29 protein-coding genes and 2 pseudogenes are annotated in these 25,290 nt (G+C 67.3%); 24 read left to right on the forward strand and 7 right to left on the reverse strand.

The window, feature by feature from the left end; translation table 11 throughout:
• Positions 1 to 47 precede the first annotated feature (47 nt).
• The 17 genes from ACFYP5_RS29760 (at position 48) to ACFYP5_RS29840 (ending at position 12,888) form a co-directional block, all read left to right on the forward strand.
• Positions 48 to 641 (forward strand): hypothetical protein, encoded by a 594-nt coding sequence (locus ACFYP5_RS29760; protein ID WP_389041762.1) that lies wholly within the window; start codon positions 48 to 50, stop codon positions 639 to 641.
• 157 nt (positions 642 to 798) lie between these two features.
• Positions 799 to 1,242, forward strand: coding sequence for a 30S ribosomal protein S16 (gene rpsP / locus ACFYP5_RS29765; protein WP_030928571.1), 444 nt, complete (start codon positions 799 to 801; stop codon positions 1,240 to 1,242).
• Between the two features lie 2 nt (positions 1,243 to 1,244).
• Entirely contained in the window at positions 1,245 to 1,484 is a 240-nt protein-coding gene (locus ACFYP5_RS29770; protein WP_005311361.1) for an RNA-binding protein, read from the forward strand.
• A 79-nt stretch (positions 1,485 to 1,563) separates the two neighbouring features.
• Positions 1,564 to 2,133 carry a ribosome maturation factor RimM gene (gene rimM, locus ACFYP5_RS29775; RefSeq protein ID WP_389041764.1) on the forward strand — a complete coding sequence of 190 codons (570 nt, stop codon included), beginning with the start codon at positions 1,564 to 1,566 and terminating at the stop codon, positions 2,131 to 2,133.
• Positions 2,133 to 2,954, forward strand: a complete 822-nt coding sequence (gene trmD, locus ACFYP5_RS29780; RefSeq protein WP_389041766.1) for a tRNA (guanosine(37)-N1)-methyltransferase TrmD — start codon at positions 2,133 to 2,135, stop codon at positions 2,952 to 2,954. The genes rimM and trmD overlap by 1 nt, the downstream gene beginning before the upstream one ends.
• 128 nt (positions 2,955 to 3,082) lie before the next feature.
• On the forward strand, positions 3,083 to 3,433 hold the full coding sequence (rplS, locus tag ACFYP5_RS29785) for a 50S ribosomal protein L19 (RefSeq protein WP_389041768.1): 351 nt from the start codon (positions 3,083 to 3,085) through the stop codon (positions 3,431 to 3,433).
• Between the two features lie 45 nt (positions 3,434 to 3,478).
• Positions 3,479 to 4,246: a signal peptidase I gene (lepB, locus tag ACFYP5_RS29790; protein ID WP_389041770.1), complete on the forward strand. Its 768-nt coding sequence runs from the start codon at positions 3,479 to 3,481 to the stop codon at positions 4,244 to 4,246.
• Positions 4,239 to 5,282, forward strand: a complete 1,044-nt coding sequence (gene lepB / locus ACFYP5_RS29795; RefSeq protein ID WP_389041772.1) for a signal peptidase I — start codon at positions 4,239 to 4,241, stop codon at positions 5,280 to 5,282. The genes lepB (ACFYP5_RS29790) and lepB (ACFYP5_RS29795) overlap by 8 nt, the downstream gene beginning before the upstream one ends.
• Positions 5,215 to 6,111: a signal peptidase I gene (gene lepB / locus ACFYP5_RS29800; protein ID WP_389041900.1), complete on the forward strand. Its 897-nt coding sequence runs from the start codon at positions 5,215 to 5,217 to the stop codon at positions 6,109 to 6,111. The genes lepB (ACFYP5_RS29795) and lepB (ACFYP5_RS29800) overlap by 68 nt, the downstream gene beginning before the upstream one ends.
• A gap of 51 nt (positions 6,112 to 6,162) precedes the next feature.
• A complete protein-coding gene (gene lepB, locus ACFYP5_RS29805; protein WP_389041774.1) occupies positions 6,163 to 6,915 on the forward strand; it encodes a signal peptidase I in 753 nt (250 codons plus the stop codon).
• Complete coding sequence (locus tag ACFYP5_RS29810) at positions 6,905 to 7,393, forward strand: NUDIX hydrolase (RefSeq protein ID WP_389041776.1); 489 nt, start codon at positions 6,905 to 6,907, stop codon at positions 7,391 to 7,393. Before lepB (ACFYP5_RS29805) ends, ACFYP5_RS29810 begins: the two co-directional genes overlap by 11 nt.
• 64 nt (positions 7,394 to 7,457) lie before the next feature.
• Positions 7,458 to 7,766 carry a DUF2469 domain-containing protein gene (locus ACFYP5_RS29815; RefSeq protein WP_003965949.1) on the forward strand — a complete coding sequence of 103 codons (309 nt, stop codon included), beginning with the start codon at positions 7,458 to 7,460 and terminating at the stop codon, positions 7,764 to 7,766.
• Between the two features lie 130 nt (positions 7,767 to 7,896).
• Complete coding sequence (locus ACFYP5_RS29820; protein WP_389041778.1) at positions 7,897 to 8,256, forward strand: YraN family protein; 360 nt, start codon at positions 7,897 to 7,899, stop codon at positions 8,254 to 8,256.
• On the forward strand, positions 8,256 to 9,881 hold the full coding sequence (locus ACFYP5_RS29825) for a YifB family Mg chelatase-like AAA ATPase (RefSeq protein WP_389041780.1): 1,626 nt from the start codon (positions 8,256 to 8,258) through the stop codon (positions 9,879 to 9,881). The genes ACFYP5_RS29820 and ACFYP5_RS29825 overlap by 1 nt, the downstream gene beginning before the upstream one ends.
• Complete coding sequence (gene dprA, locus ACFYP5_RS29830; RefSeq protein WP_389041782.1) at positions 9,878 to 11,158, forward strand: DNA-processing protein DprA; 1,281 nt, start codon at positions 9,878 to 9,880, stop codon at positions 11,156 to 11,158. Before ACFYP5_RS29825 ends, dprA begins: the two co-directional genes overlap by 4 nt.
• Positions 11,159 to 11,400: 242 nt before the next feature.
• Positions 11,401 to 12,237, forward strand: coding sequence for an RNA polymerase sigma factor WhiG (gene whiG / locus ACFYP5_RS29835; protein WP_389041784.1), 837 nt, complete (start codon positions 11,401 to 11,403; stop codon positions 12,235 to 12,237).
• Between the two features lie 93 nt (positions 12,238 to 12,330).
• Positions 12,331 to 12,888 carry a TetR/AcrR family transcriptional regulator gene (locus ACFYP5_RS29840; protein WP_389041902.1) on the forward strand — a complete coding sequence of 186 codons (558 nt, stop codon included), beginning with the start codon at positions 12,331 to 12,333 and terminating at the stop codon, positions 12,886 to 12,888.
• A gap of 212 nt (positions 12,889 to 13,100) precedes the next feature.
• On the opposite strand, the pseudogene ACFYP5_RS29845 reads toward ACFYP5_RS29840, so the two are convergent.
• Positions 13,101 to 13,640: pseudogene (locus tag ACFYP5_RS29845) on the reverse strand (peptidoglycan DD-metalloendopeptidase family protein); the annotation flags it as partial.
• 200 nt (positions 13,641 to 13,840) lie between these two features.
• On the opposite strand from ACFYP5_RS29845, the gene rpsB reads away from it, so the two are divergent.
• The 5 genes from rpsB to ACFYP5_RS29870 all read left to right on the forward strand — a co-directional run bounded on the left by rpsB (position 13,841) and on the right by ACFYP5_RS29870 (position 18,465).
• Positions 13,841 to 14,752, forward strand: coding sequence for a 30S ribosomal protein S2 (gene rpsB, locus ACFYP5_RS29850; protein WP_389041786.1), 912 nt, complete (start codon positions 13,841 to 13,843; stop codon positions 14,750 to 14,752).
• A gap of 102 nt (positions 14,753 to 14,854) precedes the next feature.
• On the forward strand, positions 14,855 to 15,691 hold the full coding sequence (tsf, locus tag ACFYP5_RS29855) for a translation elongation factor Ts (protein ID WP_030928372.1): 837 nt from the start codon (positions 14,855 to 14,857) through the stop codon (positions 15,689 to 15,691).
• Positions 15,692 to 15,851: 160 nt separating this feature from the next.
• A complete protein-coding gene (gene pyrH, locus ACFYP5_RS29860) occupies positions 15,852 to 16,628 on the forward strand; it encodes a UMP kinase (protein WP_376266742.1) in 777 nt (258 codons plus the stop codon).
• 182 nt (positions 16,629 to 16,810) lie between these two features.
• Positions 16,811 to 17,368, forward strand: coding sequence for a ribosome recycling factor (gene frr / locus ACFYP5_RS29865; RefSeq protein ID WP_030928366.1), 558 nt, complete (start codon positions 16,811 to 16,813; stop codon positions 17,366 to 17,368).
• Positions 17,368 to 18,465 carry a phosphatidate cytidylyltransferase gene (locus tag ACFYP5_RS29870; RefSeq protein ID WP_389041789.1) on the forward strand — a complete coding sequence of 366 codons (1,098 nt, stop codon included), beginning with the start codon at positions 17,368 to 17,370 and terminating at the stop codon, positions 18,463 to 18,465. Before frr ends, ACFYP5_RS29870 begins: the two co-directional genes overlap by 1 nt.
• Before the next feature lie 157 nt (positions 18,466 to 18,622).
• Here the strand turns inward: ACFYP5_RS29870 and ACFYP5_RS29875 are convergent, their stop codons facing one another.
• The 4 genes and pseudogenes from ACFYP5_RS29875 to ACFYP5_RS29890 all read right to left on the reverse strand — a co-directional run.
• Positions 18,623 to 18,916 (reverse strand): hypothetical protein, encoded by a 294-nt coding sequence (locus ACFYP5_RS29875; protein ID WP_389041791.1) that lies wholly within the window; start codon positions 18,914 to 18,916, stop codon positions 18,623 to 18,625.
• A 26-nt stretch (positions 18,917 to 18,942) separates the two neighbouring features.
• Positions 18,943 to 19,284: a DUF6233 domain-containing protein gene (locus tag ACFYP5_RS29880; protein ID WP_376266752.1), complete on the reverse strand. Its 342-nt coding sequence runs from the start codon at positions 19,282 to 19,284 to the stop codon at positions 18,943 to 18,945.
• Positions 19,285 to 19,836: 552 nt separating this feature from the next.
• Entirely contained in the window at positions 19,837 to 20,436 is a 600-nt protein-coding gene (locus ACFYP5_RS29885; protein ID WP_389041793.1) for an SMI1/KNR4 family protein, read from the reverse strand.
• A gap of 74 nt (positions 20,437 to 20,510) precedes the next feature.
• Positions 20,511 to 20,762 (reverse strand): annotated as a pseudogene (locus ACFYP5_RS29890) (IS5/IS1182 family transposase); the annotation flags it as partial.
• Between the two features lie 307 nt (positions 20,763 to 21,069).
• Between ACFYP5_RS29890 and ACFYP5_RS29895 the strand changes: the two are divergent.
• Together ACFYP5_RS29895 and ACFYP5_RS29900 are read left to right on the forward strand one after the other, a co-directional pair.
• Positions 21,070 to 21,483 carry a hypothetical protein gene (locus ACFYP5_RS29895; RefSeq protein ID WP_389041795.1) on the forward strand — a complete coding sequence of 138 codons (414 nt, stop codon included), beginning with the start codon at positions 21,070 to 21,072 and terminating at the stop codon, positions 21,481 to 21,483.
• A complete protein-coding gene (locus ACFYP5_RS29900) occupies positions 21,467 to 22,843 on the forward strand; it encodes a caspase domain-containing protein (protein WP_389041797.1) in 1,377 nt (458 codons plus the stop codon). The genes ACFYP5_RS29895 and ACFYP5_RS29900 overlap by 17 nt, the downstream gene beginning before the upstream one ends.
• A 90-nt stretch (positions 22,844 to 22,933) precedes the next feature.
• Here ACFYP5_RS29900 and ACFYP5_RS29905 read toward each other — a convergent pair whose 3' ends face one another.
• Both ACFYP5_RS29905 and ACFYP5_RS29910 read right to left on the reverse strand, forming a co-directional pair.
• Entirely contained in the window at positions 22,934 to 24,652 is a 1,719-nt protein-coding gene (locus ACFYP5_RS29905) for a DUF4231 domain-containing protein (RefSeq protein ID WP_389041799.1), read from the reverse strand.
• A 103-nt stretch (positions 24,653 to 24,755) separates the two neighbouring features.
• Positions 24,756 to 25,142, reverse strand: a complete 387-nt coding sequence (locus ACFYP5_RS29910; protein WP_389041801.1) for a hypothetical protein — start codon at positions 25,140 to 25,142, stop codon at positions 24,756 to 24,758.
• Between the last annotated feature and the right edge of the window lie 148 nt (positions 25,143 to 25,290).

A 25,290-nucleotide genomic window follows, 5' to 3' on the forward strand; every position in this document is an offset into this window, starting at 1 on the left:
ATGGCCCGGAATCGGAACACCGGGGCACTCAGGCTCGTTGTCACGACGTGAGCACGACACCACCTGTACTTGCCGCAGAGCTGGCGCAGGCGTGGGCCGACATTCAGCGGTACCACGCCGAGCTGCCCGATCTTGCCGCGCCCGAGTCCCTGATCGGAGAGTCCTCGTCCGCCTGTGGCGCCGAGCTCTCCTTCGAGCGACTGCTGCATGAGGCAGTCCATGGCATCGCCGCCGCCCGAGGTGTCCGTGACACCTCCCGCGCCGGCCGCTACCACAACAGACGATTCCTCGCGATCGCCGAGGAGCTGGGTCTCGACCATACCGAGGAGCCCCACCCCAGCAGTGGCTTCTCACTGGTCACGCTCAACCCCGAGGCCAAGCGCCGGTACCGCCCGACGATCGAGCGACTGCAGCGCGCCCTCAAGGCGCACACGGTCGCCACCGCCGCCGACACCAAACGCTCCTTCCGCGGGCCGGCCGCACGGCACGGCTCCTCCGGAGGTGGCGTGCGCGTCAAGGCCGTCTGCGACTGCGGACGCAACGTCCGGGTCGTACCGTCGGTCCTCGCCCAGGCGCCGATCGTCTGCGGTGGCTGCGGAAAGCCCTTCCGTATCCCGGAAGCGGCGGTCGCGGTGGGGTGACCCGATGTGGTGTGGCACAATGGCTAGCTGTACTCGACAGCCGCATAGGAACCCTCTCGCCTCCGGCTGACGCGTCCATCGGGCACCCGAGTACCGCAACCCCACGTGGCATCTTCGTTGTGCCCAACCACGTCATAGACCAGGAGACACCACTTCCGTGGCAGTCAAGATCAAGCTGAAGCGTCTGGGCAAGATCCGTTCGCCTCACTACCGCATCGTCGTCGCCGACTCCCGTACCCGCCGTGACGGCCGGGCCATCGAGGAGATCGGTCTGTACCACCCGGTGCAGAACCCCTCGCGCATCGAGGTCAACTCGGAGCGTGCGCAGTACTGGCTGTCCGTCGGCGCCCAGCCGACCGAGCCGGTTCTCGCGATCCTGAAGCTCACCGGTGACTGGCAGGCCCACAAGGGCCTCCCCGCCCCCGCGCCGCTGCTGCAGCCGGAGCCCAAGGCCGACAAGCGCGCCCTGTTCGAGGCCCTGGCCAAGGACACCGGCGAGGAGTCCAAGGGCGAGGCCATCACGCAGAAGGCGAAGAAGGCCGACAAGAAGGCGGACGAGGCTGCTGACGCTGCCGCGCCCGCCGAGTCGACCGAGGCCTGAGCATGCTCGAGGAGGCTCTCGAGCACCTCGTGAAGGGCATCGTCGACAACCCCGACGATGTGCAGGTCGCCTCGCGCAACCTGCGCCGTGGTCGTGTGCTCGAGGTCCGGGTCCATCCCGATGACCTCGGCAAGGTGATCGGCCGCAACGGCCGCACCGCACGCGCGCTGCGAACCGTCGTGGGCGCCATCGGCGGCCGTGGCATCCGCGTCGACCTCGTCGATGTGGACCAGGTTCGCTGACAGAGTTGAACACCGGCACGGGCCGGGGAGGGCCATGCGCCCGCCCCGGCCCGTCGTCGTATGACAGGAGAGACACAAGGTGCAGCTGGTAGTTGCGCGGATCGGCCGCGCCCACGGCATCAAGGGTGAGGTCACCGTCGAGGTGCGTACGGACGAGCCGGAGCTCAGGCTCGGCCCCGGGGCCCGCCTGACCACCGACCCGGCAGCGAACGGACCGCTGACGATCGAGACCGGACGGGTGCACAGCGGCAGGCTGCTGCTGCGTTTCGAGGGCGTGCGGGACCGTACGGCGGCCGAGGCCCTCCGGAACACCCTGCTGATTGCCGACGTCGACCCGGCGGAGCTCCCGGAGGACCCCGAGGAGTTCTACGACCACCAGCTCATCGACCTCGATGTGGTCCTCGCCGACGGCACCGAGATCGGCCGGATCACCGAGATCTCGCATCTGCCGTCCCAGGACCTCTTCATCGTGGAGCGCCCGGACGGCAGCGAGGTGATGATCCCGTTCGTCGAGGAGATCGTCACCGAGATCGATCTGGAGGAGCAGCGCGTGGTCATCACCCCGCCGCCCGGCCTGATCGACGAGAGCCAGGCGGTGATCGTCTCCTCGCGCGACGAAGAGGCCTCCGAGCCGGGGAACGACGCCTGATGCGGCTCGACGTCGTCACGATCTTCCCTGAGTACCTGGAACCGCTGAACGTCTCGCTCGTCGGCAAGGCCCGCGCCCGCGGCCGCCTCGACGTACATGTGCACGATCTGCGGGACTGGACGTACGACCGGCACAACACGGTGGACGACACGCCCTACGGCGGCGGTCCCGGCATGGTGATGAAGACCGGCCCGTGGGGTGACGCCCTGGACGAGACCCTGGCGGACGGGTACGAGGCCGGGGCGCACTCCCCGGTGCTCGTGGTACCCACGCCCAGCGGCCGTCCGTTCACCCAGGAGCTCGCCGTGGAGCTCTCCGAGCGGCCGTGGCTGATCTTCACCCCGGCACGCTACGAGGGCATCGACCGCCGGGTGATGGACGAGTACGCGACCCGCATGCCGGTCGTCGAGGTCTCCATCGGGGACTATGTGCTGGCCGGCGGGGAAGCCGCCGTGCTGGTCATCACGGAGGCGGTGGCCCGGCTGCTGCCCGGTGTGCTCGGCAACGCCGAGTCGCACCGCGACGACTCCTTCGCACCCGGCGCCATGGCCGATCTGTTGGAGGGCCCGGTCTTCACCAAGCCCCCCGAGTGGCGTGGCAGAGGCATCCCGGACGTCCTGCTCAGCGGTCACCATGGGAAGATCGCACGCTGGCGGCGGGACGAGGCGTTCCGCCGTACCGCGGTCAACCGGCCCGATCTCATCGAGCGTTGCGAGGCGAGCGCCTTCGACAAGAAGGACCGTGAGATCCTCTCCATCCTCGGCTGGTCGCCGGAGCCCGGCGGCCGATTTTGGCGCAGGCCCGAAGGCATGGAACAATAAGCCGCTGCTGTACGTCCGGTGTGCGCCCCTGCCACAGGGGGAACGACGCCCGCCCGACGCGATCAGCACCCAGATTCCTTACGATCTCCCGTCGATGACCTGTGGCATCGGCGAAGAAAGCAGACAACATGGCTTCCCTGCTCGATGGCGTCAATGCCGCCTCCCTGCGTACGGACGTCCCGGCGTTCCGCCCCGGTGACACCGTCAACGTCCACGTGCGAGTGATCGAGGGCAACCGCTCCCGTATCCAGCAGTTCAAGGGCGTAGTCATCCGCCGCCAGGGCTCCGGCATCAGCGAGACCTTCACGGTCCGCAAGGTCTCCTTCAGCGTCGGCGTCGAGCGCACCTTCCCGGTGCACAGCCCGATCTTCGAGAAGATCGAGCTCGTCACCCGCGGTGACGTCCGCCGCGCGAAGCTGTACTACCTCCGTGAGCTGCGCGGCAAGGCCGCGAAGATCAAGGAGAAGCGCGACAGGTGAGCTAGCTCCCAGGTCCACGGCACGGCCGGATAAGCTCTGGCTGCGATGGACACGGAAGCAAAGCCCACGGAGCGCGACCGCTCCTCCGCACCCGAAGCAGGGACGGAGGAGAGGTCGCGCTCTTCGCGTATCCCGGACCGGCCGTCCACGATGTCGTGGCGGCGGACGGCCGCGCTCGGCGCCGTCTGTGCGGTTTTCCTGCTGCTGTTCAGTACCTACGTGCTGCAGCCCTTCCTGATCCCCAGTGGCTCGATGGAGTCCACGCTGCGGGTGGGGGACCGGGTGCTGGTGAACAAACTGGCGTACCGTTTCGGCTCCGTACCGCAGCGCGGCGACGTGGTGGTCTTCGACGGCACCGGATCCTTCGTGCAGGAGAAGCCCGAGGAGAACCCCGTCACCGCGCTGGCACACGGCGTGGCGGCATCCCTGGGGCTGGCGGAGCCCGCCGAGACCGACTTCGTGAAGCGGGTGGTGGGCGTGGGTGGCGACCGGGTGGTCTGCTGCGACAAGCGGGGCAGGGTCGAGGTGAACGGCCGGCCGGTGGACGAGGAGTACCTGTATCCGGGCGACGCCCCGTCCAGGGCGGCGTTCGAGATTGTCGTCCCTGACGGCACGCTGTGGATGATGGGCGACCACCGCAGCAACTCCCGTGACTCCCGTGACCATCTGGGCGAACCGGGCGGCGGCATGGTGCCTGTCGACCGGGTGATCGGCCGGGTGGACTGGATCGGCTGGCCGCTGGGCCGGCTGGGCCCGCTGCCGGAGACCGGTGCCTTCGACGGCATACGGATACCGGACGGGACCCATGGGTAACCGCGGGCGCGGCAGCCGCGCCTCGGACCCGGGCACTCCGCTGCCGACCGGCAGCAGGCCGACGGCATCGCGGTCGCTGCCCACCCGGGCGGAACGGCGCAAGCTGGCCCGCAAGGTCAAACGGCGGCGGCGCAGGTCGGCCGTGAAGGAGATCCCCCTCCTGATCACCGTGGCGCTGCTCATCGCGCTCGTTCTCAAGACCTTCCTGGTGCAGGCCTTCGTGATCCCGTCCGGATCGATGGAGCAGACCATCCGCATCGGCGACCGGGTACTCGTCGACAAGCTGACGCCGTGGTTCGGCGCAAAGCCCAAGCGCGGCGACGTCGTCGTCTTCAAGGATCCGGGCGGCTGGCTCCGGCAGGAGAACGTCGACAAGAAGGATCCGCCCGTCGTCGTCAAACAGGTGAAGGAAGGACTGACCTTCATCGGGCTGCTGCCGTCCGACGACGAACAGGATCTGATCAAGCGTGTGGTCGCCGTCGGCGGCGACACCGTGAAGTGCTGCGACAAGGACGGCAAGGTCACCGTCAACGGTGTTCCGCTCGATGAGCCCTATCTGCATCCGGGTAATCCGCCCTCCACACTCAAATTCGAGGTAAAGGTTCCGGCCGGCCGAATCTTTGTGATGGGCGACCATCGCTCCAATTCGGCCGATTCACGCTTCCATCTGGACGAGCCCGATCACGGCACGGTCTCGGAGAACGAGGTCGTGGGACGGGCCGTCGTCATCGCCTGGCCCTTCGGCCACTGGCGGAGGCTGGAGGAGCCGCAGACATTTGCCTCGGTGGCGGACGCGCGCGCCGGGACAACGGCTGCGTACGGACTGTCGAATAGTGTGTCCTCCCAGGATCTCAATGGAATGGTCCGGCTCCCGACCCCTGCGGAACTCCCGCTCGTTATGGGAGTGGTGGGCCTGCGCCGAATGGGTCGCGGGCGGTGGCACGGAGTGAGGAGTGGATGTGGGGGATTTGGTGGTCGGCGCACGATCCGGACACGACGAACCCGAGGACCGGGCGGAGCGTCCGGAGAACGGTGAATCCTCCGAGGCGGCGGGCCGGACGGAGAGTGACGGCGACTCCCCGGACAGCGCCGGTGCGGCTCCTGGGAAGCCACGTTCCTTCTGGAAGGAGCTGCCCCTGCTCATCGGCATCGCGCTGATTCTGGCGCTGCTGATCAAGACGTTCCTGGTACAGGCGTTCTCGATTCCCTCGGACTCGATGCAGGACACGCTCCAGCGGGGCGACCGGGTGCTGGTCGACAAGCTGACCCCGTGGTTCGGCTCGGAGCCTCAGCGGGGCGAGGTCGTGGTCTTCCATGACCCGGGCGGCTGGCTGGAGAGCGCGCAGACGCCGACACCGAATGTGGCGCAGAAGTTCCTCAGCTTCATCGGACTCATGCCGTCCGCCGAGGAGAAGGACCTGATCAAGCGGGTCATCGCGGTCGGCGGCGACACGGTGGAGTGCAAGGAGAACGGGCCGGTCACGGTCAATGGCGTGGCGCTGGACGAGACGTCGTTCATCTATCCGGGCAACACCCCCTGCAATGACGAGCCGTTCGGCCCGATCAAGGTGCCCGAGGGCCGCATCTGGGTGATGGGCGACCACCGACAGAACTCCCTCGACTCCCGCTACCACCAGGAGCTGCCCGGTCAGGGCACGGTCTCCACGGACGAGGTCGTCGGCCGGGCCATCGTGGTCGCGTGGCCGATCAACCGCTGGGCGACTCTGCCGATCCCGAGCACGTTCGACCAGCCGGGGATCAATGCGGCGACGGGGCTGGTGCCGGGAGCACTCGGTGTAGCCGGAGCGCTGCCCCTCGTGTTGTGGCGCCGTAAGAGGCTGACCAACGGGCATACCGCCGGGTAGGGTGCCGACTCGGATCAGCGATTGTCGATCTCCGAGGTGGGGGACGCTGGGATGAGTGGAACAGGACGTACGGGTGACGGCCACGGCCGGCTGGGCAGCATGCTGTCGGGGCTGGCCGTGGCCGTCGGCCTTGTGCTCTTCCTCGGCGGGTTCGCCTGGGGCGCGTTGGTGTACAAGCCGTACATCGTGCCGACCGAGTCGATGACGCCGACGGTGAATGCGGGGGACCGGGTCCTCGCGGAGCGCGTGGACGGCAGCGAGGTGCGCCGCGGCGACGTGGTGGTCTTCACGGACCCGGCCTGGGACAACAACATGCCGATGGTCAAGCGGGTCGTCGGGATCGGCGGCGACAAGATCGCCTGCTGCGAGAAGAGCGGCCGGCTGACCGTCAACGGCAAGCCCATCGAGGAACCGTATCTGCAGACAGAGGGCCTCGCCTCGGTGAAGAACTTCACGGCGAACGTGCCCAAGGGACAGCTCTTCCTCCTCGGGGACGAGCGGAGCGGCTCCCTGGACTCCCGGGTCCATCTGGACGACCCGGGACAGGGGTCGGTGCCGCGCAGCGACGTACAGGCCCGGGTGGACGCCATCGCCTGGCCGATGGACGGCATGATCGAGCGACCGCAGGCGTTTGCCGCTCTCCCCGGTGGGGTGTCGGCCCCCGGCCCCCTGAAACTTCAGCTCGGGGCCGTGGTGGCGGGCGTGGTTCTCATCTTCGGAGGCACCGCGTACGGTCCGATCGCCGCGCGGTCCGCACGCAGGAGGAACGGGCAGGACCGAAGGGTGCCTGCCGGTGCCCACTGAGAAGCGGAAGGTGGCCCGGGTGGTCCTGCTCGACCCCGACGACCGCATTCTGCTGGTGCACGGATATGAACCGGAGGACCCCTCGAGCACCTGGTGGTTCACCCCCGGCGGCGGGCTGGAGGGCGACGAGAGCCGGGAGCAGGCGGCCCTGCGCGAGCTGGCCGAGGAGACCGGGATCACCGATGTCGAGCTGGGTCCGGTGCTCTGGCAGCGGATCTGCTCCTTCCCGTTCGACGGGCGGCGCTGGGATCAGGACGAGTGGTACTTCCTGGCACGTACCACGCAGACCACGACGGACCTGAGCGGGCTGACCGGGCTGGAACAGCGCAGTGTCGCGGGTCTGAGGTGGTGGACCTCCGCCGAACTGTCGGTGGCGCGTGAGACGGTGTACCCGACCAGACTCGCCGAGCTGCTGCGCACGCTGCTCGAAGAGGGTCCGCCGCGTAGGCCACTGGTTCTGGCCCCCGAAATCGTCTAAGCGTCCAGGGGTGCCGGAGCCTGGCGCACAATAGGTGGACGCACGGCTGAAGGGGAACATGCCAATGAGCGCCGAGGACCTCGAGAAGTACGAGACCGAGATGGAGCTGAAGCTCTACCGGGAGTACCGCGATGTCGTCGGTCTGTTCAAATATGTGATCGAGACCGAACGGCGTTTCTACCTCACCAACGACTACGAGATGCAGGTGCACTCGGTCCAGGGTGAGGTGTTTTTCGAGGTGTCCATGGCGGATGCCTGGGTCTGGGACATGTACCGGCCCGCCCGGTTCGTCAAGCAGGTACGCGTGCTGACGTTCAAGGACGTCAACATCGAGGAGCTCAACAAGAGCGACCTCGAACTGCCGGGCGGCTGAGCCGCAGAGGGCGCCCCTCCGGTCGGTCCCCCTCACGGGTGGCCGGGTTGTCCACAGTCGCCGAGTTGTCCACCAAGATCCACCGGTCGGGGTCGGACAGGACAGAGTCGGTGCCGGAGGTGGTGCCGATATGAACGCACGGGGGGCACTCGGGCGGTACGGCGAGGATCTGGCGGCGCGGCTGCTGACCGACGCCGGCATGGCCGTACTGGCACGGAACTGGCGCTGTCGCGCCGGTGAGATCGACATCGTCGCCAAGGACGGCGACGCGCTGGTCGTCTGCGAGGTCAAGACCCGCAGGGCGGGGGCGTTCGAGCATCCGATGGCGGCCGTCACCCCGGTCAAGGCGGACCGACTGCGGCGGCTGGCCGAGATCTGGGTCGATCTGAACGGCGGTCCGCCGCCGGGCGGGGTGCGGATCGACCTGGTCGGCGTGGTGGTGCCGAGGCGCGGAGCGCCGGTCGCCGAGCACGCGCGGGGGGTGGCCTGATGGGGTTCGCGCGTGCGTGCTCGGTGGCGCTGGTCGGCGTCGACGGCGTGGTGGTGGAGGTCCAGGCGGACCTGGAGCCCGGGGTGGCGGCTTTCACCCTGGTCGGGCTGCCGGACAAGAGCCTGGTGGAGAGCCGGGACCGGGTCAGGGCCGCGGTGGTCAACTCCGGGGCCGAGTGGCCGCAGAAGAAACTCACGGTCGGGCTCTCCCCGGCCTCCGTGCCCAAGGGCGGCAGCGGATTCGACCTGGCCGTGGCGTGTGCGGTGCTGGGCGCGGCCGAGCGGATCGCCCCTGCGGCCATCGCGGATGTGGTGATGATCGGGGAGCTCGGGCTCGACGGCCGGGTGCGGCCCGTGCGCGGAGTGCTGCCCGCCGTGCTCGCCGCGTCGGAGGCCGGGTACCGCAAGGTCGTCGTGCCCGAACAGACCGCGGGCGAAGCGGCGCTGGTGCCAGGGGTGTCGGTCCTCGGGGTACGGAGCCTGCGGCAGCTGATCGCCGTGCTCAGCGACGAACCGGTGCCCGACGAACCGGAGATCCGCGAGGAAGGGCGCCCCGACACCATGCTCGCGGGGCTGATGGTGCCGGGCGCGGGCATCGGTACCGGACTGGCGATGGGCGCCGCGCAGGGCGACGGACACCGGCCGGACCTGGCGGACGTCGCAGGCCAGGAGACGCCGCGAAAGGCCCTGGAGGTCGCCGCGGCGGGCGGCCACCATCTGCTGCTCTCCGGACCGCCGGGCGCCGGCAAGACCATGCTGGCCGAGCGGCTGTCCGCGATTCTGCCCCCGCTCACCAGGCAGGAATCCCTCGAAGTGACCGCGGTGCACTCGGTGGCGGGAATCCTGCCGCCCGGCGAACCGCTGGTCTCCCGGGCGCCGTACTGCGCGCCGCACCACTCGGCGACCATGCAGTCGCTGGTCGGCGGGGGAAACGGGCTGCCGCGGCCCGGTGCGGTCTCGCTGGCACATCGAGGTGTGCTGTTTCTGGACGAGGCGCCGGAGTTCTCGGTGCGGGCCCTGGACGCGCTGCGCCAGCCGCTGGAGTCGGGGCATGTGGTGGTGGCGCGCAGTGCCGGCGTGGTGCGGCTGCCCGCCCGCTTCCTGATGGTGCTGGCCGCCAACCCGTGTCCGTGCGGACGCCACACCCTCACCGGCGCGGCCTGCGAATGCCCGCCCTCGTCGGTCCGCCGCTATCAGGCGAGACTGTCCGGGCCCCTGCTCGACCGGGTGGATCTGCGTGTGGTCGTCGCTCCGGTCACCCGTGAGGACCTGATGGGGCGGGGCGGCCGTGGCGAGTCGACGGCCGATGTCGCCGCCCGGGTACGGGAGGCCAGATCGCGGGCGGCGGACCGGCTCACGGGCACACCCTGGACCACCAACAGCGAGGTCCCCGGCCATGAGTTGCGGACCAGGCTCCTCGCGGCGCCGGGGGCGCTCATGGAGGCGGAACGGGACATGGAGCGCGGGCTGCTCACCGCGCGGGGACTGGACCGGGTCCTGCGGGTGGCATGGACTCTCGCCGACCTGCGCGGTGCCGATCGCCCGGAGGCGTTCGACATCGCGGTGGCCCTGGAGCTGCGGACGGGGATCTCACGCGGGGCCTCGGTGCTGGACCGGGCTTCATGACGCCGGGCGGCCTCGACGCCGGACCGGGCGTCAGGCCACCGGAGGGCCTTGACGAGGGACCGGGCGTCAGCACACCGGGCGTCCAGGAGTGGATCCGGGAGGCGGGGTGGGCACGACCGGCGGTGGGCGACCGGGAGCGCCTGGCGCGGGCCGCCCTGACCCGTGTCCTCGAGCCCGGCGACGAACGCGGGGGCCGCTGGTTGCGCGAGATCGGCGCCGCCGAACTGATACGGCGGATCACGGCCCGGGACGGGGCCGCGGAACAGCTTCGGGGCATGACGGCGAAGCGGCTGGCCGGCTACCGGTTGCGGGCCGAGGCCGTCGACCCCGAGCGTGACCTGGCCTCGGTCGCCGCCGTGGGCGGCCGCTTCGTCTGCCCCGGCGACCGGGAGTGGCCCGGCCAACTCGACGACCTGGGCGACTCCCGGCCGACCGGCCTCTGGGTTCGGGGGCGGCCCGATCTGCGGCTCTGGGCGCTGCGCTCGGTCGCGGTGGTCGGTGCCCGGGCCTGTACTCCGTACGGGGCACATATGGCGGCGAGCCTGGGAGCGGGGCTGGCGGAGCTGGGCTGGGTGGTGGTGTCGGGCGCCGCGTTCGGGGTGGACGGGGCGGCCCATCGCGGCGCCCTCTCGGCCGGCGGGGCGACCCTGGCGGTCCTGGCGTGCGGGGTGGACGTCGCCTATCCCCGAGGGCATGCCGAATTGATCGGGCGGGTGGCGGAACAGGGGCTGGTCATCGGAGAGCTGCCCCCGGCCGATCATCCGACGCGCACCAGATTCATCCTCCGGAACCGGGTGATTGCCGCGCTGACCCGGGGGACGGTCGTGGTCGAGGCCGAATACCGAAGCGGCTCACTGGTCACCGCACGCAATGCGCAACGGCTGGGCCGGTTCACCATGGGCGTGCCGGGTCCCGCCACGAGTGGTCTGTCGGCCGGGGTCCATGAACTCCTCAGGGGCGAGGGAGTCCTGGTCACCGACGCCGCGGAAGTCGCCGAACTGGTGGGGGAGATCGGCGACCTCGCTCCGGCCCGGCGCGGCCCCGTACTCGCCAGGGACCTGTTGGACGCCGCCTCCGCCCGGGTTCTCGACGCCCTGCCCTCCCACGGCTCCGTCAGTGGGAGGGACATCGCCCGCACCGCTGGAACCAGCGCCGACGAAGCAGTCAGCAGATTGTACGAACTGCACTCACTGGGGTTCGTCGAACGCGCTGGCGAAGAATGGCAGTTGACGCCGCGCCCGACACGCAATGGCGGCTCGCGGCGAGGCGGTCCTTGACCTGGAGCATTCGGGTGAAAAGGTGATGCCGATGACCTCGGCGGATCCTTCGACGACGCCTCCGGGACCGACCCACACGGTGACGGTTCCGGAGCGTAGTCATGTCCATTCGTCCTGAAGTGCCCGGCACCGATCCTCTATCCTTCGCGCACCGCAACACTTCAGTCACGCTACGCTCACAAGGATTCCGGCCCAGACACAAGTCCCCCAGCAGTCCACAGCAGAACGGCTCAAGGCACCACATGCCCCAGCACACCTCCGGGTCTGACCGTGCGCCAGTACCACCGGCTGCGCGTGGCACTGTGCGCCCTCCGGCCCCTTCCTCGCTCGACGAGTTGTGGCGTTCGTACAAGTCCACGGGCGACGAGCGGCTGCGGGAGCAGCTGATCCTGCACTACTCGCCGTTGGTGAAGTACGTCGCGGGCCGGGTGAGCGTGGGACTGCCGTCCAACGTCGAGCAGGCGGACTTCGTCTCCTCGGGAGTCTTCGGACTGATCGACGCGATCGAGAAGTTCGACATCGAACGGGCCATCAAGTTCGAGACGTACGCAATCACCCGCATCCGTGGCGCGATGATCGACGAACTCCGGGCGCTGGACTGGATCCCGCGCTCCGTGCGGCAGAAGGCGCGGGCCGTGGAGCGCGCCTACGCCACGCTGGAGGCGCAGCTGCGGCGTACCCCGTCCGAGCCGGAGGTCGCCGCCGAGATGGGCGTCACGCTGGAAGAACTACATGCGGTTTTCAGCCAGTTGTCGCTCGCGAACGTGGTTGCGCTGGAGGAGCTCCTGCACGTCGGCGGCGAGGGCGGTGACCGGCTGAGCCTGATGGACACGCTGGAGGACACCGCCGCCGACAATCCGGTGGAGGTCGCCGAGGGCCGTGAGCTCAGACGGCTGCTCGCCCGCGCGATCAACACACTCCCGGACCGCGAGAAGACGGTCGTCACCCTCTACTACTACGAGGGCCTCACCCTCGCCGAGATCGGCAACGTGCTCGGGGTCACCGAGAGCCGGGTCAGCCAGATCCACACCAAATCGGTGCTGCAGCTACGCGCGAAACTGGCCGACGCCGGACGCTGAGACCGGTGCTCGGCCGGCGATCGGTGCCGCCCGCCCCCTCTCCCACAGGTGCCGCCGTACAGTGGAGCCGTGCCCAGGATTCGAGCGGCCTCCGTGGCCGAGCACCGGACCATGCAGCGCGGCGCCCTCCTGGACGCCGCCCGATCCCTGTTGTCCGAGGGGGGTACGGATGCGTTGACCTTCCCCGCTCTCGCCGAGCGCACGGGCCTCGCCAGGTCCTCCGTCTACGAGTACTTCCGCTCCCGCGCGGCCGTCGTCGAGGAGCTGTGCGCCGTCGACTTCCCCGTCTGGGCGGCCGAGGTCGAGCACACCATGGAGCGGGCCGGGACCCCCGAGGGAAAGATCGAGGCCTATGTGCGCCGTCAGCTCGACCTGGTCGGGGACCGGCGGCACCGGGCGGTCGTCGCCATCTCCGCGAGTGAGCTGGACGCGGGTGCGCGCGAGAAGATCCGGGCCGCGCACGGCGGGCTGATCGCCATGATCGTCGAGGCGCTCGGCGACCTCGGCCACGAGCAGCCGAGGCTCGCGGCGATGCTGCTGCAGGGCTCGGTGGACGCCGCCGTGCGCCGTATCGAGCTGAGCGTGGCGGAGGCACCGGACGTGATCGCGGACACCGTTGTCGCCATGATCCTGCGGGGCGTCCGGGGCTGATCCCCGGGCCGCAGGGCCGCCGTGGCGAGCAGCGCGGCAGGGGCCGCGTATCCGATGGCGCCCGGTGGGTCCGGCGCCGGTTCCGGTACGCCGACGACCGGCAGCAGCCGGGACGGGCCGCGTCGAAGCAGTGACGGCGGCAGCAGGGTCAGCGGGTCCAGATATGCGTCACCGCGCCGCAGCCCCCAGTGCAGGCACCCGGACGCACAGTGGAACGGTCCGGCCTCCAGGACCGCGACCACCTGCCCCGCGACGGCCTCCTCGCCCTTCTCGACCCGCGCGCGCACCGGTTCGTACGTCGTGCGCAGCGGTGGATCACCCGTTCCCGCCACCTCGATCGCGACAACCCCACGTCCCGCGACGCGCCCTGCGAACGAGACCCGGCCGGAGGCGGCGGCGCGCACCGGCGTGCCCGGCCCCGCGGCGAGATCGACGCCACGGTGCCCCCGTCCGTAGGCACTGGCCGGCGGTTCCCACCCCCGTACGACCGCAGGGTGCCCCTCGAGCGGCCACACGCGCTCGGCGCCGGGCCCGGAGCCGGCAGCGGTGGCGGTGTGCGCACCGCACAGCAGAGTGAGTACGGCCAGAGCCACCCCCGCGAGCAGGCTCCGCGCCCGACGGGGACGGCTCGGCGCACCGCATCGGGAAGCAGGCGGTTCAGGTGTGTATCGCATGACCGGAACCGTCCCGCATCCCGCGGATCCATGGGGATCATGGACCGGATCTGTGGACCACCGGCCGGTTGTGGACATCGCCGTCACCCGGCACCCGACGGGTCCCGTACACTTCTTGTGGCGATCCGGGTCACCGGGTCGACTTCGCACGCCCCGCCACCTCCCTCTCTGCGGACGGTGGCCGCGCTCCTCGGTCCCTTGTGGCACGGCGCGTCGGGGCGTCAGGCGCGACAGCAATCCTGCGGTCGCGACAACCGAGCACCTCAAGGAGTACGGCCATGGCCGTCGTCACGATGCGGGAGCTGCTGGAAAGCGGCGTCCACTTCGGTCACCAGACCCGTCGCTGGAACCCGAAGATGAAGCGCTTCATCTTCACCGAGCGCAACGGCATCTACATCATCGACCTGCTCCAGTCGCTGTCGTACATCGACCGCGCCTACGAGTTCGTCAAGGAGACCGTCGCGCACGGCGGTTCCATCATGTTCGTGGGTACGAAGAAGCAGGCCCAGGAGGCCATCGCCGAGCAGGCGACGCGCGTCGGCATGCCGTACGTCAACCAGCGTTGGCTCGGTGGCATGCTCACCAACTTCTCCACCGTCTACAAGCGCCTTCAGCGTCTGAAGGAGCTCGAGCAGATCGACTTCGAGGACGTGGCCGCCTCCGGCCTCACCAAGAAGGAGCTCCTGGTCCTCTCCCGCGAGAAGGCCAAGCTGGAGAAGACCCTCGGTGGTATCCGCGAGATGCAGAAGGTGCCCAGCGCCGTCTGGATCGTCGACACCAAGAAGGAGCACATCGCCGTCGGTGAGGCGCGCAAGCTCCACATCCCGGTCGTCGCGATCCTCGACACCAACTGCGACCCCGACGAGGTCGACTACAAGATCCCGGGCAACGACGACGCGATCCGCTCCGTCACCCTGCTCACCCGCGTGATCGCCGACGCCGTCGCCGAGGGCCTCATCGCCCGTTCCGGCGCCGCGACCGGCGACTCGAAGCCGGGCGAGAAGGCCGCCGGCGAGCCGCTCGCCGAGTGGGAGCGCGACCTGCTCGAGGGTGAGAAGAAGGACGACGCCGAGGTGCAGACGTCCGCCGAGACCGAGAAGGTCGCGGACGCCGCCGAGACGCCGGCCGAGGCCGAGACGCCGGCCGAGGCCGCTGCCGAGGCTCCGGCCACGGACGCCGAGCAGGCCTGACCACTGCGTCACGGCTGAAAGACGGCGGGGGCCGGTGCCACAAGCACCGCCCCCGCCGTTCACCCGTAGATCTTTCAGACTTCGAGAGAGAATCACAGACTCATGGCGAACTACACCGCCGCTGACGTCAAGAAGCTCCGTGAGCTCACCGGCGCCGGCATGATGGACTGCAAGAAGGCGCTCGACGAGGCCGACGGCAGCGTCGACAAGGCCGTCGAGGCCCTCCGTATCAAGGGCCAGAAGGGCGTCGCCAAGCGCGAGGGCCGTTCTGCCGAGAACGGCGCCGTCGTCTCCCTCATCTCCGAGGACAAGACCTCCGGCGTCCTGCTCGAGCTCAAGTGCGAGACGGACTTCGTCGCGAAGGGCGAGAAGTTCCTCGCCGTCGCCGACGCGCTCGCCGCCCACGTCGCCGCGACCTCGCCGGCCGACCTGGCTGCTCTGCTCGCCTCTGAGATCGAGGCCGGCAAGACCGTCCAGGCGTACGTCGACGAGGCCAACGCCAACCTCGGTGAGAAGATCGTCCTGGACCGCTTCGCGCAGTTCACCGGCGGTTACGTGGCTGCGTACATGCACCGCACCATGCCCGACCTCCCGCCGCAGGTCGGCGTGCTCGTCGAGCTGGACAAGGAGAACGCCGAGGTCGCCAAGGACGTTGCGCAGCACATCGCCGCCTTCGCCCCGAAGTACCTCAACCGCGACGAGGTCCCGGCCGAGACGGTCGAGAACGAGCGTCGTGTCGCCGAGGCCACCTCTCGCGAGGAGGGCAAGCCCGAGGCCGCCCTTCCGAAGATCGTCGAGGGTCGCGTCAACGGCTTCTTCAAGGACGTCGTCGTCCTGGAGCAGGCCTTCGCCAAGGACAACAAGAAGTCTGTCCAGAAGGTCCTGGACGAGGCCGGTGTCACCCTGAAGCGCTTCTCGCGCATCAAGGTCGGCATCTGAGTCCGTCCGCGAAAAACGGTGGACCCGGATAGGGTCTGGTGCAGTCGTACGGCCGCACACCTGCCGTACGACCGCAGATCTGACGAGGAGGCCATTGCCGCTGAGGGACACCAGACCCACCGGCAATGGCCTTCTTCGTATGTGCACGAGGAGAAACTCCATGAACAAGGGCGCGGACGCCGCAAAAGGTGACCAGAAGCGCGAGGACGGCAAGGTGCCCGGGCGCTTCATGCTGAAGCTGTCCGGCGAGGCGTTCGCCGGCGGCGGGGGTCTCGGTGTCGACCCCGATGTCGTACACGCCATCGCCCGGGAAATCGCGGCGGTCGTCCGGGGCGGTGCCGAAATCGCGGTCGTCATCGGCGGCGGCAACTTCTTCCGCGGCGCCGAGCTCCAGCAGCGGGGCATGGACCGGGCGCGCTCCGACTACATGGGCATGCTCGGCACGGTCATGAACTGCCTCGCGCTCCAGGACTTCCTGGAGAAGGAGGGCATCGACTCCCGGGTCCAGACCGCCATCACCATGGGCCAGGTCGCTGAGCCGTACATCCCGCTGCGCGCCGTGCGCCACCTGGAGAAGGGCCGCGTCGTCATCTTCGGTGCCGGTATGGGCATGCCGTACTTCTCCACCGACACCACTGCCGCCCAGCGCGCCCTGGAGATCGACGCCGAGGGTCTGCTGATGGGCAAGAACGGTGTGGACGGTGTCTACGACTCCGACCCCAAGACCAACCCCGACGCGGTGAAGTTCGACGCTCTGGAGTACAGCGAGGTGCTCGCCCGCGATCTCAAGATCGCCGACGCCACCGCCATCACGCTCTGCCGTGACAACCGGCTGCCGATCCTTGTCTTCGAGCTCACCGCGACCGGCAATATCGCCCGTGCCGTCAAGGGTGAGAAGATCGGCACGCTCGTGAGCGACCAGGGCACCCGGGCCTGAGAACCGGGGGACGGCTCCGGGGGACCCCCGGTGCGGTCCCGGGGCCCTTCGGGAACACTCCTGGAGGGGCCCCGAAGGATGGACAACGGCCTGCCGGTCGGACACCGTGCAGGTGAGGACGCGACGCAGGACCCGCCGGGCCGGAGCAAGCCGGGCCCACTCTAGACACGCAGGAGCACGTGGTGATCGAAGAAACCCTCCTCGAGGCCGAGGAGAAGATGGAGAAGGCCGTCGTGGTCGCGAAAGAGGACTTCGCCGCGATCCGTACCGGCCGTGCGCACCCGGCGATGTTCAACAAGATCGTCGCCGACTACTACGGCGCGCTGACACCGATCAACCAGCTGGCCTCTTTCTCGGTTCCCGAGCCGCGGATGGCCGTCGTGACGCCGTTCGACAAGAGCGCTCTGCGCAACATCGAGCAGGCGATCCGCGACTCCGACCTCGGCGTCAACCCGAGCAACGACGGCAATATCATCCGGGTGAACTTCCCGGACCTCACCGAGGAGCGTCGCCGCGACTACATCAAGGTCGCGAAGACGAAGGCCGAGGACTCCAAGATCTCGATCCGGGCCGTCCGCCGCAAGGCCAAGGAGACCCTGGACAAGCTGGTCAAGGACAAGGAGTCCGGCGAGGACGAGGTGCGCCGCGCCGAGAAGGAGCTCGACGACACCACTGCGAAGTACGTCGCGCAGGTCGACGAGCTGCTGAAGCACAAGGAAGCCGAGCTGCTCGAAGTCTGATGAACGACTCTTCCTGGGGCGCGCCGCAGGCCGGCTACCGGGGTACGCCCGAGATGCAGGCTGCTCCAGCTGGTCCTGCATACGATGTGCATGACGCCCAGCACACTCGGCCCATGCCCGTCGTGCCTGACGTTCCCGACGCAGGTAGAGACGCTGACGACCGTGACGACCGTGACGACCGTGACGTGCGGGACGGGGGAGCCGCCCGCCGCGGCGGTGGCCCCCTGTTCCGTGACGAGAAGCCGCAGGAGCCCATGTCCACCCCGCCGCCCCCGCAGAAGAAACGTGCGGGCCGTGATCTGCGTGCCGCCATAGGGGTCGGCGTGGGGCTCGGTGCCGTCATCGTCGCCTCGCTCTTCGTCGTCAAGGCCGTCTTCATCGGCGTGATAGCGATCGCCGTCGTCGTCGGCCTCTGGGAGCTCACCTCCCGGCTCGAGGAGCGCAAGGGCATCAAGGCGCCGCTCGTGCCGCTCGCGGTCGGCGGCGCGGCGATGATCGTGGCCGGTTATGTCCGTGGTGCCGAGGGCGCGTGGGTCGCGATGGCGCTGACCGCCCTGGCGGTGCTCGTCTGGCGGATGACCGAACCGCCGGAGGGGTACCTCAAGGACGTCACGGCGGGAGTCTTCGCCGCGTTCTACGTACCGTTCCTGGCCACCTTCGTCGCGATGCTGCTGAGCGCGGACGACGGGCCGCAGCGGGTCCTCACCTTCCTGCTGCTGACCGTGGTCAGTGACACGGGGGCGTACGCCGTCGGCTGGCGCTTCGGCAAGCACAAGCTCGCGCCGCGGATCAGCCCCGGGAAGACCCGCGAGGGCCTGTTCGGCGCGGTGGCCTTCGCGATGGTCGCCGGTGCGCTGTGCATGCAGTTCCTGATCGACGGGGGCACCTGGTGGCAGGGTCTGCTGCTCGGCCTCGCCGTCGCTGCCAGCGCCACCCTCGGTGACCTGGGTGAGTCCATGATCAAGAGGGATCTCGGAATCAAGGACATGGGCACGCTGCTGCCGGGCCATGGCGGGATCATGGACCGGCTGGACTCGCTGTTGCCGACTGCTCCGGTGGTCTGGCTGCTGCTGGTGCTTTTCGTCGGCGCCAACTGAACGGTCGGGTCGCCAGCCATCCTGACCTGCGTTTTTGTGAGTGAGGGTCCGTTGCCCACAGGGCGACGGGCCCTCACTCTTCTGTCTGTGAGACCGAAAGAACCATGCCTATTCACCGCCACGGCGGCGGCGTGAAACCGGACTCCCGAAGCGGGTGTCAGCCGACCTGTCCCGACTCGGACGTCGCCGTGGGGTCCACCTGAAGCGGCGGGCCGAGCGAGCCGGCAGCCTCATCGACAGCGGCCTCGCCGTATTCGTGCGGGCGGCCGCCCTGCCATTGCACCCATCGTGGGTCGTCTAGTGCGTCACCGGCGTCGGGGAGGCCGGCGCGGCGCAGGAACTCGATCACGTCGTTGTCGCTGCGGGCGAGGCCGGCGACCTGGGTGCGGATCGTCACCCGGCGGCCACCCGCGCCGGCTGGGCGGTGGATGACGATGGGTGTTTCGCTCATGTCCTCGGGTTCTGGCGGTCTCGGGTTCACAGCACTCCAAGCTCTCTGTCCGGCCGGCAGTACGGGCAGGCCGTGATGCCGTCTTCCGTGAGCGCGCGCAGGGCCTGCTCGCGGGTCATCGGTTTTGTTCTCTTGCCGCCCATGCCGCAGTCGCCCGTGTGGACGGCGTCGGCATGGGACGTGCCCCCCGCGCGCTGCAGGGAGAGTTTCCAGTCGGGTGCCGGTGGCGGCAGGGTGCGTGCTGCCCGGGCGGCTGCGGCCTCGCGTTCTTCCAGCTCGGCGATAGTCCGATCGGTTCGGCCGAGCTGGTACGCCTGCCACTCGCGCACGATGCGCAGGCGATCCAGACGAGAGAAGTTTTCGGACACGTATTCGATTCTAGGTCTCGGTGGAACGCCGTGCGTACCACTCGCCTTTGGTGCGATCGGTCACTGTCGTGCACGCGGCCCGGGCCGTCTGTGGGCCGTGGGAGGGCCGACAAAGGCCCCCGACAACGGGCGATGCCGATCGGTCGCGGTCGAGCGTTGCCCGCCTGAGCAGGCGACGGCCGTTGGTACCACGGCGTGTCTGCAACACTGGAGGAACCATGCCTAAGCCCGGAGAACTGGCAGCGAACGGACAAGAGTAGGCCCCCTACCTGCGCGTTTGGCGCACATGAGGGGTCTGCTTTGGGTGGCTGGGCCGTCTCTGGGCCGTCTGGGTTCAGCTGGGCTCACTCTCGGCCGCGCTCGATGCCCAACGGCCCTTTGGGCTTTTCGGCCCTACTGATCATCTGGCTGACCGCCCTGTTCTGGTCGAGCATCAACCCTTAGGCGCCTTCCGCCTCGACATACGCAGGCGGCTCGACCTGCCTATGTCCCCCGTGGTGCCCGGACCGCCCCCTTAGAGGTGATCTCCGCTGCGACCGGACCGGTGGTCTCTCAGACGCCGCGGTCTGGGCCGTACCAAGGCTCGGGGCGCTCGTCGGCGGACATCGGCAGGCGCCGCAACTGCACGGGGCCGGGGTAAAAGGCTGCGCTGTTGGGTCCGGTCATGTCTTCGCCGATGAGGTAGCGGTAGAGCCATTCTGCGAAGCTCATGCGATGCTCCGCCCAGGTTTCGTCATAGTTCACCAAGAGCCTTGGGGTATCGGTGGCAGCGTGCAGGAAGATGGTCTCTCCTCGGTCGGTGCTCGCGATCGGCCACAGCCCGTTGCGGGTGCCAAAGCTCAGCTCGTCGAGTCCGAAGAGCTGGCGGGGGTCCTCATCCGCGTCGAGGTCTAGGTCGTCCCACGGCACCTCGGACCACGCCTGGATCTGGCCCCGGATGTGTTGGCCCAGGTTCCATCGCTCGGTCGCGGGGTGGGAGAGATACAGGTGCCCGTTGATCTGAATGGGGGCGAACGCGTCCACAACGATCCTGTAATCGGGAGGCAGTTGTATGCCGAGCTCTGCGTGGAGACGGTCCCAGGCAGCCGGGTCCGCATGGCGGTTCTGGGCCGGGCCGAGCATCGCCATGGCGGCGGACAGATAGTCAGTCATGAGTTCCTCGATGATGTGTGCCCGGCGCGGTCCCTCGCGTGGGGCCAGCGTCGTATAGGGCCGTACTTTACGGATCACCGCGAGTTGATGGCCTTCGCAAGCCTGCGATAGCAGATCAAGATGGCGGCGCTTCCGGCGAAGGCGAGGCAGTGTTCCGCCTTGCGTTCGTACCGACGGTGCAGGCGACGGCACCCGGCCAGCCACGCCACAGTCCGCTCCACGGTCCAACGGTGGCGGCCCAGCCGATGAGAGGGCTCGATGCCCTTGGGGGCGATGCGCGGGATGATGTTCCGGGCCCGGAGCCACCGGCGCAGATGGTCGTAGTCGCCATCTGTCGAGCGCACGCACAGGTTCAGGTGCGATGGCCAGCGCCTCACTGCTTGACCGGTCTACGCCTTTGCCGAAGGTGAGCATGCCGGGCAGAGTCAGCACCCGGGGCCGATCGGCGGACGCGGCTACGTCTTGTTACGCACGAGTCCCCGCCCTGCCTGTCGGGGCTCTCGCTCTGTGGTGCCTCCCGACTTCCGGACGTGCTGCGGGAAGGAGGGCGGCGCCCGCGGGATGGCTCGTCGGGCAGATCTGCGTCTCATAAAGTTCACCACACAAGCCCTCAGGCTCGCCTATTCTCTTCCTATGCACCCTACTGACGAAAAATCGATTCGGTTTCTAGCTACGCTGAAAGAAGCTGAGCCCCACGATTTCATCGAGTCACTCCAGGAGTGGCTTACGCAGGACGCGGAAGCTTCCCAATCATCGACGATTGAGTTGGCGAACAGCGTGAAGAGCCCAGAAAATATGTCCGGCTCCTTCGACACGATACTCGCTGTCGCTGGCCAAATGACTGGGCTGGGGAGCCTTATTCTTGCCTACCTTACTTGGCGAAAGACGATGTCGCAAAGTGTCGAAGTGACCCCGCCCATTAGGGTACGCGCCGAACTTAACGGCATGAGTATCGAAATCGACGGAATGAGTGACACCCAAATTACGGCGTTCGTATCCGGCCTTCAGCGAGACGAGATTGAGATGCCCAATGTTGGACCCGAATAATTCGCGCCTCATTATCGCTGGATCTCACACCTACACGAATCTGGATGACCTCCCTTCGGTGCGAAATAATATTTCACGTCTTGCGGCAGCCTTTACCAATCCACTAACCGTCGGATTGAATCCAGACGTCTGTCGCGTTCTGGAACAGCCGAAGGACCCGCAGGAAATTTTGGACGCCGTATATGACGCGGCAGCCGAATGCACCGATACTCTTATTTTCTACTATGCGGGCCACGGGTTGACCTCACTTAGCGAAGGCGGGCTCTCTCTAGCGTTGCCAACTACTGTGGCACCCAGACCTCACACCGCTGTGCGCTTCGATGACGTTCGGTTGGGGATGCTTTCGGCTCGCAAGGCTCCGCGAAAGATCGTAATTCTGGATTGTTGCTTTAGCGGCAGGGCGATGGTTGGCAGCATGGGCGACTCTTCGGAACTAGCCGCAAAGTCGGAGATTGAGGGAACCTACATTCTTGCCGCTGCAGCCGAGACGAAGACGGCTCTAGCGCCCATGGGGGAGGAATGTACAGCATTCACCGGGGAGATGCTGCATATTCTGGAGAGCGGCATCCCAAACGGTCCTAAGCTACTAACCATCGACCTTATTTATGCAAGCCTGCATGCCCGTCTAACATCCAAGTCTCGCCCTCTCCCGCAACAACGGAACAGGAACGAAGGAGCTAAAATTGTTCTAGCGCGTAATGCAGGATACTCGACTGGTGCTGACAGGGAAGGTCGGATCATTGGCTATATGACGAGTGCAGTCAAGGCAGACATAGAGCCACACGTCGTTCGGGTGGAGATGAATTCATCCGCTCTCTCCTATGCGAAGCGTATTCGAAGCGCTCAATTGCTGGCTTACTACGACTCGGGCCTTAAGGTTGAAGTATGCGCAGCTTTGGAGGGCTTCTTGAAGTCGTCGGACATTAGAGGGATGGAGAGGGTTTCTGCGATTCTGGCAATTGCGACAGTTGATGCATCCCGCACCGATTGGGCTCAAGAAACTCTGATTTCCATCACCGACGACTCCGGAGCTCTACCGTACACCCGAGAAAAAGCATGTGCCGCCCTGCATTCGATCGGAGCAGAATGGCATTCGCTTCAGGGCTATAAATCCATCCTTGCGGATAAGAGTATCGAGCTTGATCGAAGGGTCTCCACTGCCGAGCATATGGTCGAGTGCCACCCCAAAGAGACCGTCACGGCAGTGCAATTTATGTGGTTTGCGTCCAGGAGTGCAGACCTAAATCCGCGCGAGCGTATCGATGTGCTTCGCAAGTTGTGTGAATTGCACCCAGTAAGCATCTCGGCCGCCTCGGAGGAAATCGACAGAATAAATCAAACTCTTCAAAGTGAATCTTAGATTAGGGGTGCTATTAACGAGCGTGTAATCAGCCCCAACTTGGATTCCATGGGCGGCGGGGAGTGGCCTGCGGGGTGCGGCTGCGGCCGTTCAGATGACGTCGTTCTGCCCCTGATGGGGCTGCTCTAGCTGCTGCTCGCGCTTGCGCTGCTCCACCCGCAGTGACTCGACGGTTTCGGCTAGCCGCTCTAGGTTGGCTTGCGCCTCACTGTGGTTGTACGGGGAGATCGCCAGATCGTAGGCGGTGACGTGCTGCTCGATGGCATCGGCCGTCTGTTGGAGGTTGAAGGCGCGTTCCCTGAATTTGAAGTATCCGGTTACCGCCGTGGTGAAGGAAATGAACGCACCGAGACTGATAAGGATTCCCTTACCGGGCTGCGGCGGGTCGTAAACCGCCGCGGTCACCGACATGGTGACGGAAGCGACGAACAGGCTCCACTGAAAAAAGTTGTGAACCCGCCGGTATCGTCGCGTTTCGCGCCGTAACCGGTCGATCTCGTGAGGGATCGTCTCCCGGTACGAATACTGACGCTCATAAGACGAGCGGGCGGAGTGGGCCGCTTCGAGGATGCGACGCTCTTCCAGAAGATCCAGCTCTAGACGCAACTCAGCAACGGACTGTTCTTCTTCGCCTTCCTTCATCCCTGTGTCCATGCGCCTTCCGGTGATGAAGACGATCAGGAGGAGAAGTAGCAAGAGGAGCGCGGCCGTGTTGTACGGGGCCATGTCGAACCGCTTCCAGGTGGAGACGGTGAAGCCGGCCGCGGTCATGAAGGTGACGCACGCGGCAATGGCCGGCCCGACAACCAGCCCCCGCGCTATACGGACCAGACGTATCCGGCTGCGCAGGTGGGCGGCCGCGCGCCGCTTGGTCTGCATTTGCTCGATGCGCTCCTCGCGCGCTTTCTGTGCCGGCGGAGGGGTACGACGGTCGGCAGTGGCCGGTTTGAGCTGTGCCACGCTCGACAAAGTATGAGTAATCAGTTCACCCCAGGTTGGCGCCTCGGAGGCAGGCCAGTGGTCGGCGATGTCTACGGCGGTCCACACACTCTCGGACTCATCATCGTGCAGGTAGCGCAGGGTCGCCTTGCCGGCGTCAATCGGCGTGACAAGCCAAGGGGCAACTGAATCCAGGCCAACGTTCATCGCGGTGTCAAAAGCCACTGCGACGAACTCCCAGTTGGGTTGGCCGGGGTATGGCTCGTCCGCAGCTTCCCTTCCGAGCGTGCGGCCGGCGCGGATGATCTGATCGAGGACATCGAGGACCCATGGCAGGTAGGGCCCGGCATTCTCCTCCGTCGACTCGTCGTCGTCCTGGTCGTTCGCGGGCATCGTCGAGGGCTCCCCTTCAGACCGGTCATGGTCCTCTTCGTCGCCGGGAGCCATTCGGCGGGCGGTTGCCCGGCTGAGGGCTTCCTGGTGCAGGGTCAGGCCTTTCAGACTTGTGGAGGTGTAAGAGACGACGTCAGCCCAGGTAGGCGCCTCGGAGGTAGGCCAGTGGTCAGCGATGTCCTCGCTGGTCCACAGACTTTCTGTGCCGTCGGCGTGGGAGTAGCGGACCACCGCCCTCCGGCCTTTGTTGCGGAACGGGTAGACGAACCAAGAATCGAACGACGACACCTTTGCGCGGGTCGCGGCGTCGATGAGGTCATCGACGATTCCCCAGTCTTCTTCGCCGGGGTACGGCACGCCGGCGTCGGCGGGTCCGAGCGTGCGGCCGTCGTAGGTGAGGTGGGAGAGTATTTCGTACACCCACGGTTCGTAGGGCACTACTGACGGATCGTCGGCATCCGGCTCGGGCGTGGGCATGGTGAAGGTCCCCCTCTGTGTCGGCACGTGGCGGGATGTGGCCCGTCAGGTATCGCCTGGTCAATAGGCAGACGGACACGTCGCCTGAACGACGCCGCCCTGCTCAGCGTCCGCGAAAGCCATTGAGCGTAGTCCCTGCGCCGCTGGCCGACTTCAGGTACTCGTTCTTCGCCACCGACTCCGCCAGCTCAACCAGCAGTCCGCCAGCCATAGACTTCAGTCCCTTGTTCTTCCAGGCGAGAACCCCAATAGTGGCGGCAGCTAGAAGGCCGAGGCCGACCTCAGCCGCGACCCTGCCTTTGCCGGACTTGCCTTCGGTTGGCTCGGCCTCTTCCACAGCCTCGGCGACCTCAGGAGTCTCGATGCCGTCCTCCTCAAGAATGCCGTCCTTCTCGCGGATGCTGACGTGGCCCGTTTGGTGCGAGTGCTGTCGAAGCTCATCGAGATCGTTGCTCCCATAGGAGCACGACCCGCATTGATGATCGGTCACCAGTCAATCCTCCACGAAGTAGTAATAGCTGACGGGAATGCAGGCCACATCAACCCCACGCTTGACCACACAAAGGCTTGCCCCGTAATACCTCGCCGCAGTTGAGATTTTTCGGCATTGCCTGCCTCCGAGACCTGCTCCTCGAAGC

It is taken from the genome of Streptomyces sp. NPDC005262 (assembly GCF_042872425.1).
In the GTDB taxonomy this organism is placed as follows: domain Bacteria; phylum Actinomycetota; class Actinomycetes; order Streptomycetales; family Streptomycetaceae; genus Streptomyces.

Excerpts from the sequence above, each read along its gene's own strand:
- tsf (WP_030928372.1), top strand. The coding sequence starts at position 14,855 with ATGGCGAACTACACCGCCGCTGACGTCAAGAAGCTCCGTGAGCTCACC.
- ACFYP5_RS29770 (WP_005311361.1), top strand. The coding sequence starts at position 1,245 with ATGCTCGAGGAGGCTCTCGAGCACCTCGTGAAGGGCATCGTCGACAAC.
- dprA (WP_389041782.1), top strand. The coding sequence starts at position 9,878 with ATGACGCCGGGCGGCCTCGACGCCGGACCGGGCGTCAGGCCACCGGAG.
- ACFYP5_RS29825 (WP_389041780.1), top strand. The coding sequence starts at position 8,256 with ATGGGGTTCGCGCGTGCGTGCTCGGTGGCGCTGGTCGGCGTCGACGGC.
- lepB (WP_389041772.1), top strand. The coding sequence starts at position 4,239 with ATGGGTAACCGCGGGCGCGGCAGCCGCGCCTCGGACCCGGGCACTCCG.
- pyrH (WP_376266742.1), top strand. The coding sequence starts at position 15,852 with ATGAACAAGGGCGCGGACGCCGCAAAAGGTGACCAGAAGCGCGAGGAC.
- trmD (WP_389041766.1), top strand. The coding sequence starts at position 2,133 with ATGCGGCTCGACGTCGTCACGATCTTCCCTGAGTACCTGGAACCGCTG.
- ACFYP5_RS29905 (WP_389041799.1), bottom strand. The coding sequence starts at position 24,652 with ATGCCCACGCCCGAGCCGGATGCCGACGATCCGTCAGTAGTGCCCTAC.
- lepB (WP_389041774.1), top strand. The coding sequence starts at position 6,163 with ATGAGTGGAACAGGACGTACGGGTGACGGCCACGGCCGGCTGGGCAGC.
- whiG (WP_389041784.1), top strand. The coding sequence starts at position 11,401 with ATGCCCCAGCACACCTCCGGGTCTGACCGTGCGCCAGTACCACCGGCT.
- lepB (WP_389041770.1), top strand. The coding sequence starts at position 3,479 with ATGGACACGGAAGCAAAGCCCACGGAGCGCGACCGCTCCTCCGCACCC.
- ACFYP5_RS29900 (WP_389041797.1), top strand. The coding sequence starts at position 21,467 with ATGTTGGACCCGAATAATTCGCGCCTCATTATCGCTGGATCTCACACC.
- ACFYP5_RS29895 (WP_389041795.1), top strand. The coding sequence starts at position 21,070 with ATGCACCCTACTGACGAAAAATCGATTCGGTTTCTAGCTACGCTGAAA.
- ACFYP5_RS29820 (WP_389041778.1), top strand. The coding sequence starts at position 7,897 with ATGAACGCACGGGGGGCACTCGGGCGGTACGGCGAGGATCTGGCGGCG.
- ACFYP5_RS29815 (WP_003965949.1), top strand. The coding sequence starts at position 7,458 with ATGAGCGCCGAGGACCTCGAGAAGTACGAGACCGAGATGGAGCTGAAG.
- ACFYP5_RS29875 (WP_389041791.1), bottom strand. The coding sequence starts at position 18,916 with ATGAGCGAAACACCCATCGTCATCCACCGCCCAGCCGGCGCGGGTGGC.
- rpsB (WP_389041786.1), top strand. The coding sequence starts at position 13,841 with ATGGCCGTCGTCACGATGCGGGAGCTGCTGGAAAGCGGCGTCCACTTC.
- rplS (WP_389041768.1), top strand. The coding sequence starts at position 3,083 with ATGGCTTCCCTGCTCGATGGCGTCAATGCCGCCTCCCTGCGTACGGAC.
- ACFYP5_RS29885 (WP_389041793.1), bottom strand. The coding sequence starts at position 20,436 with ATGACTGACTATCTGTCCGCCGCCATGGCGATGCTCGGCCCGGCCCAG.
- ACFYP5_RS29870 (WP_389041789.1), top strand. The coding sequence starts at position 17,368 with ATGAACGACTCTTCCTGGGGCGCGCCGCAGGCCGGCTACCGGGGTACG.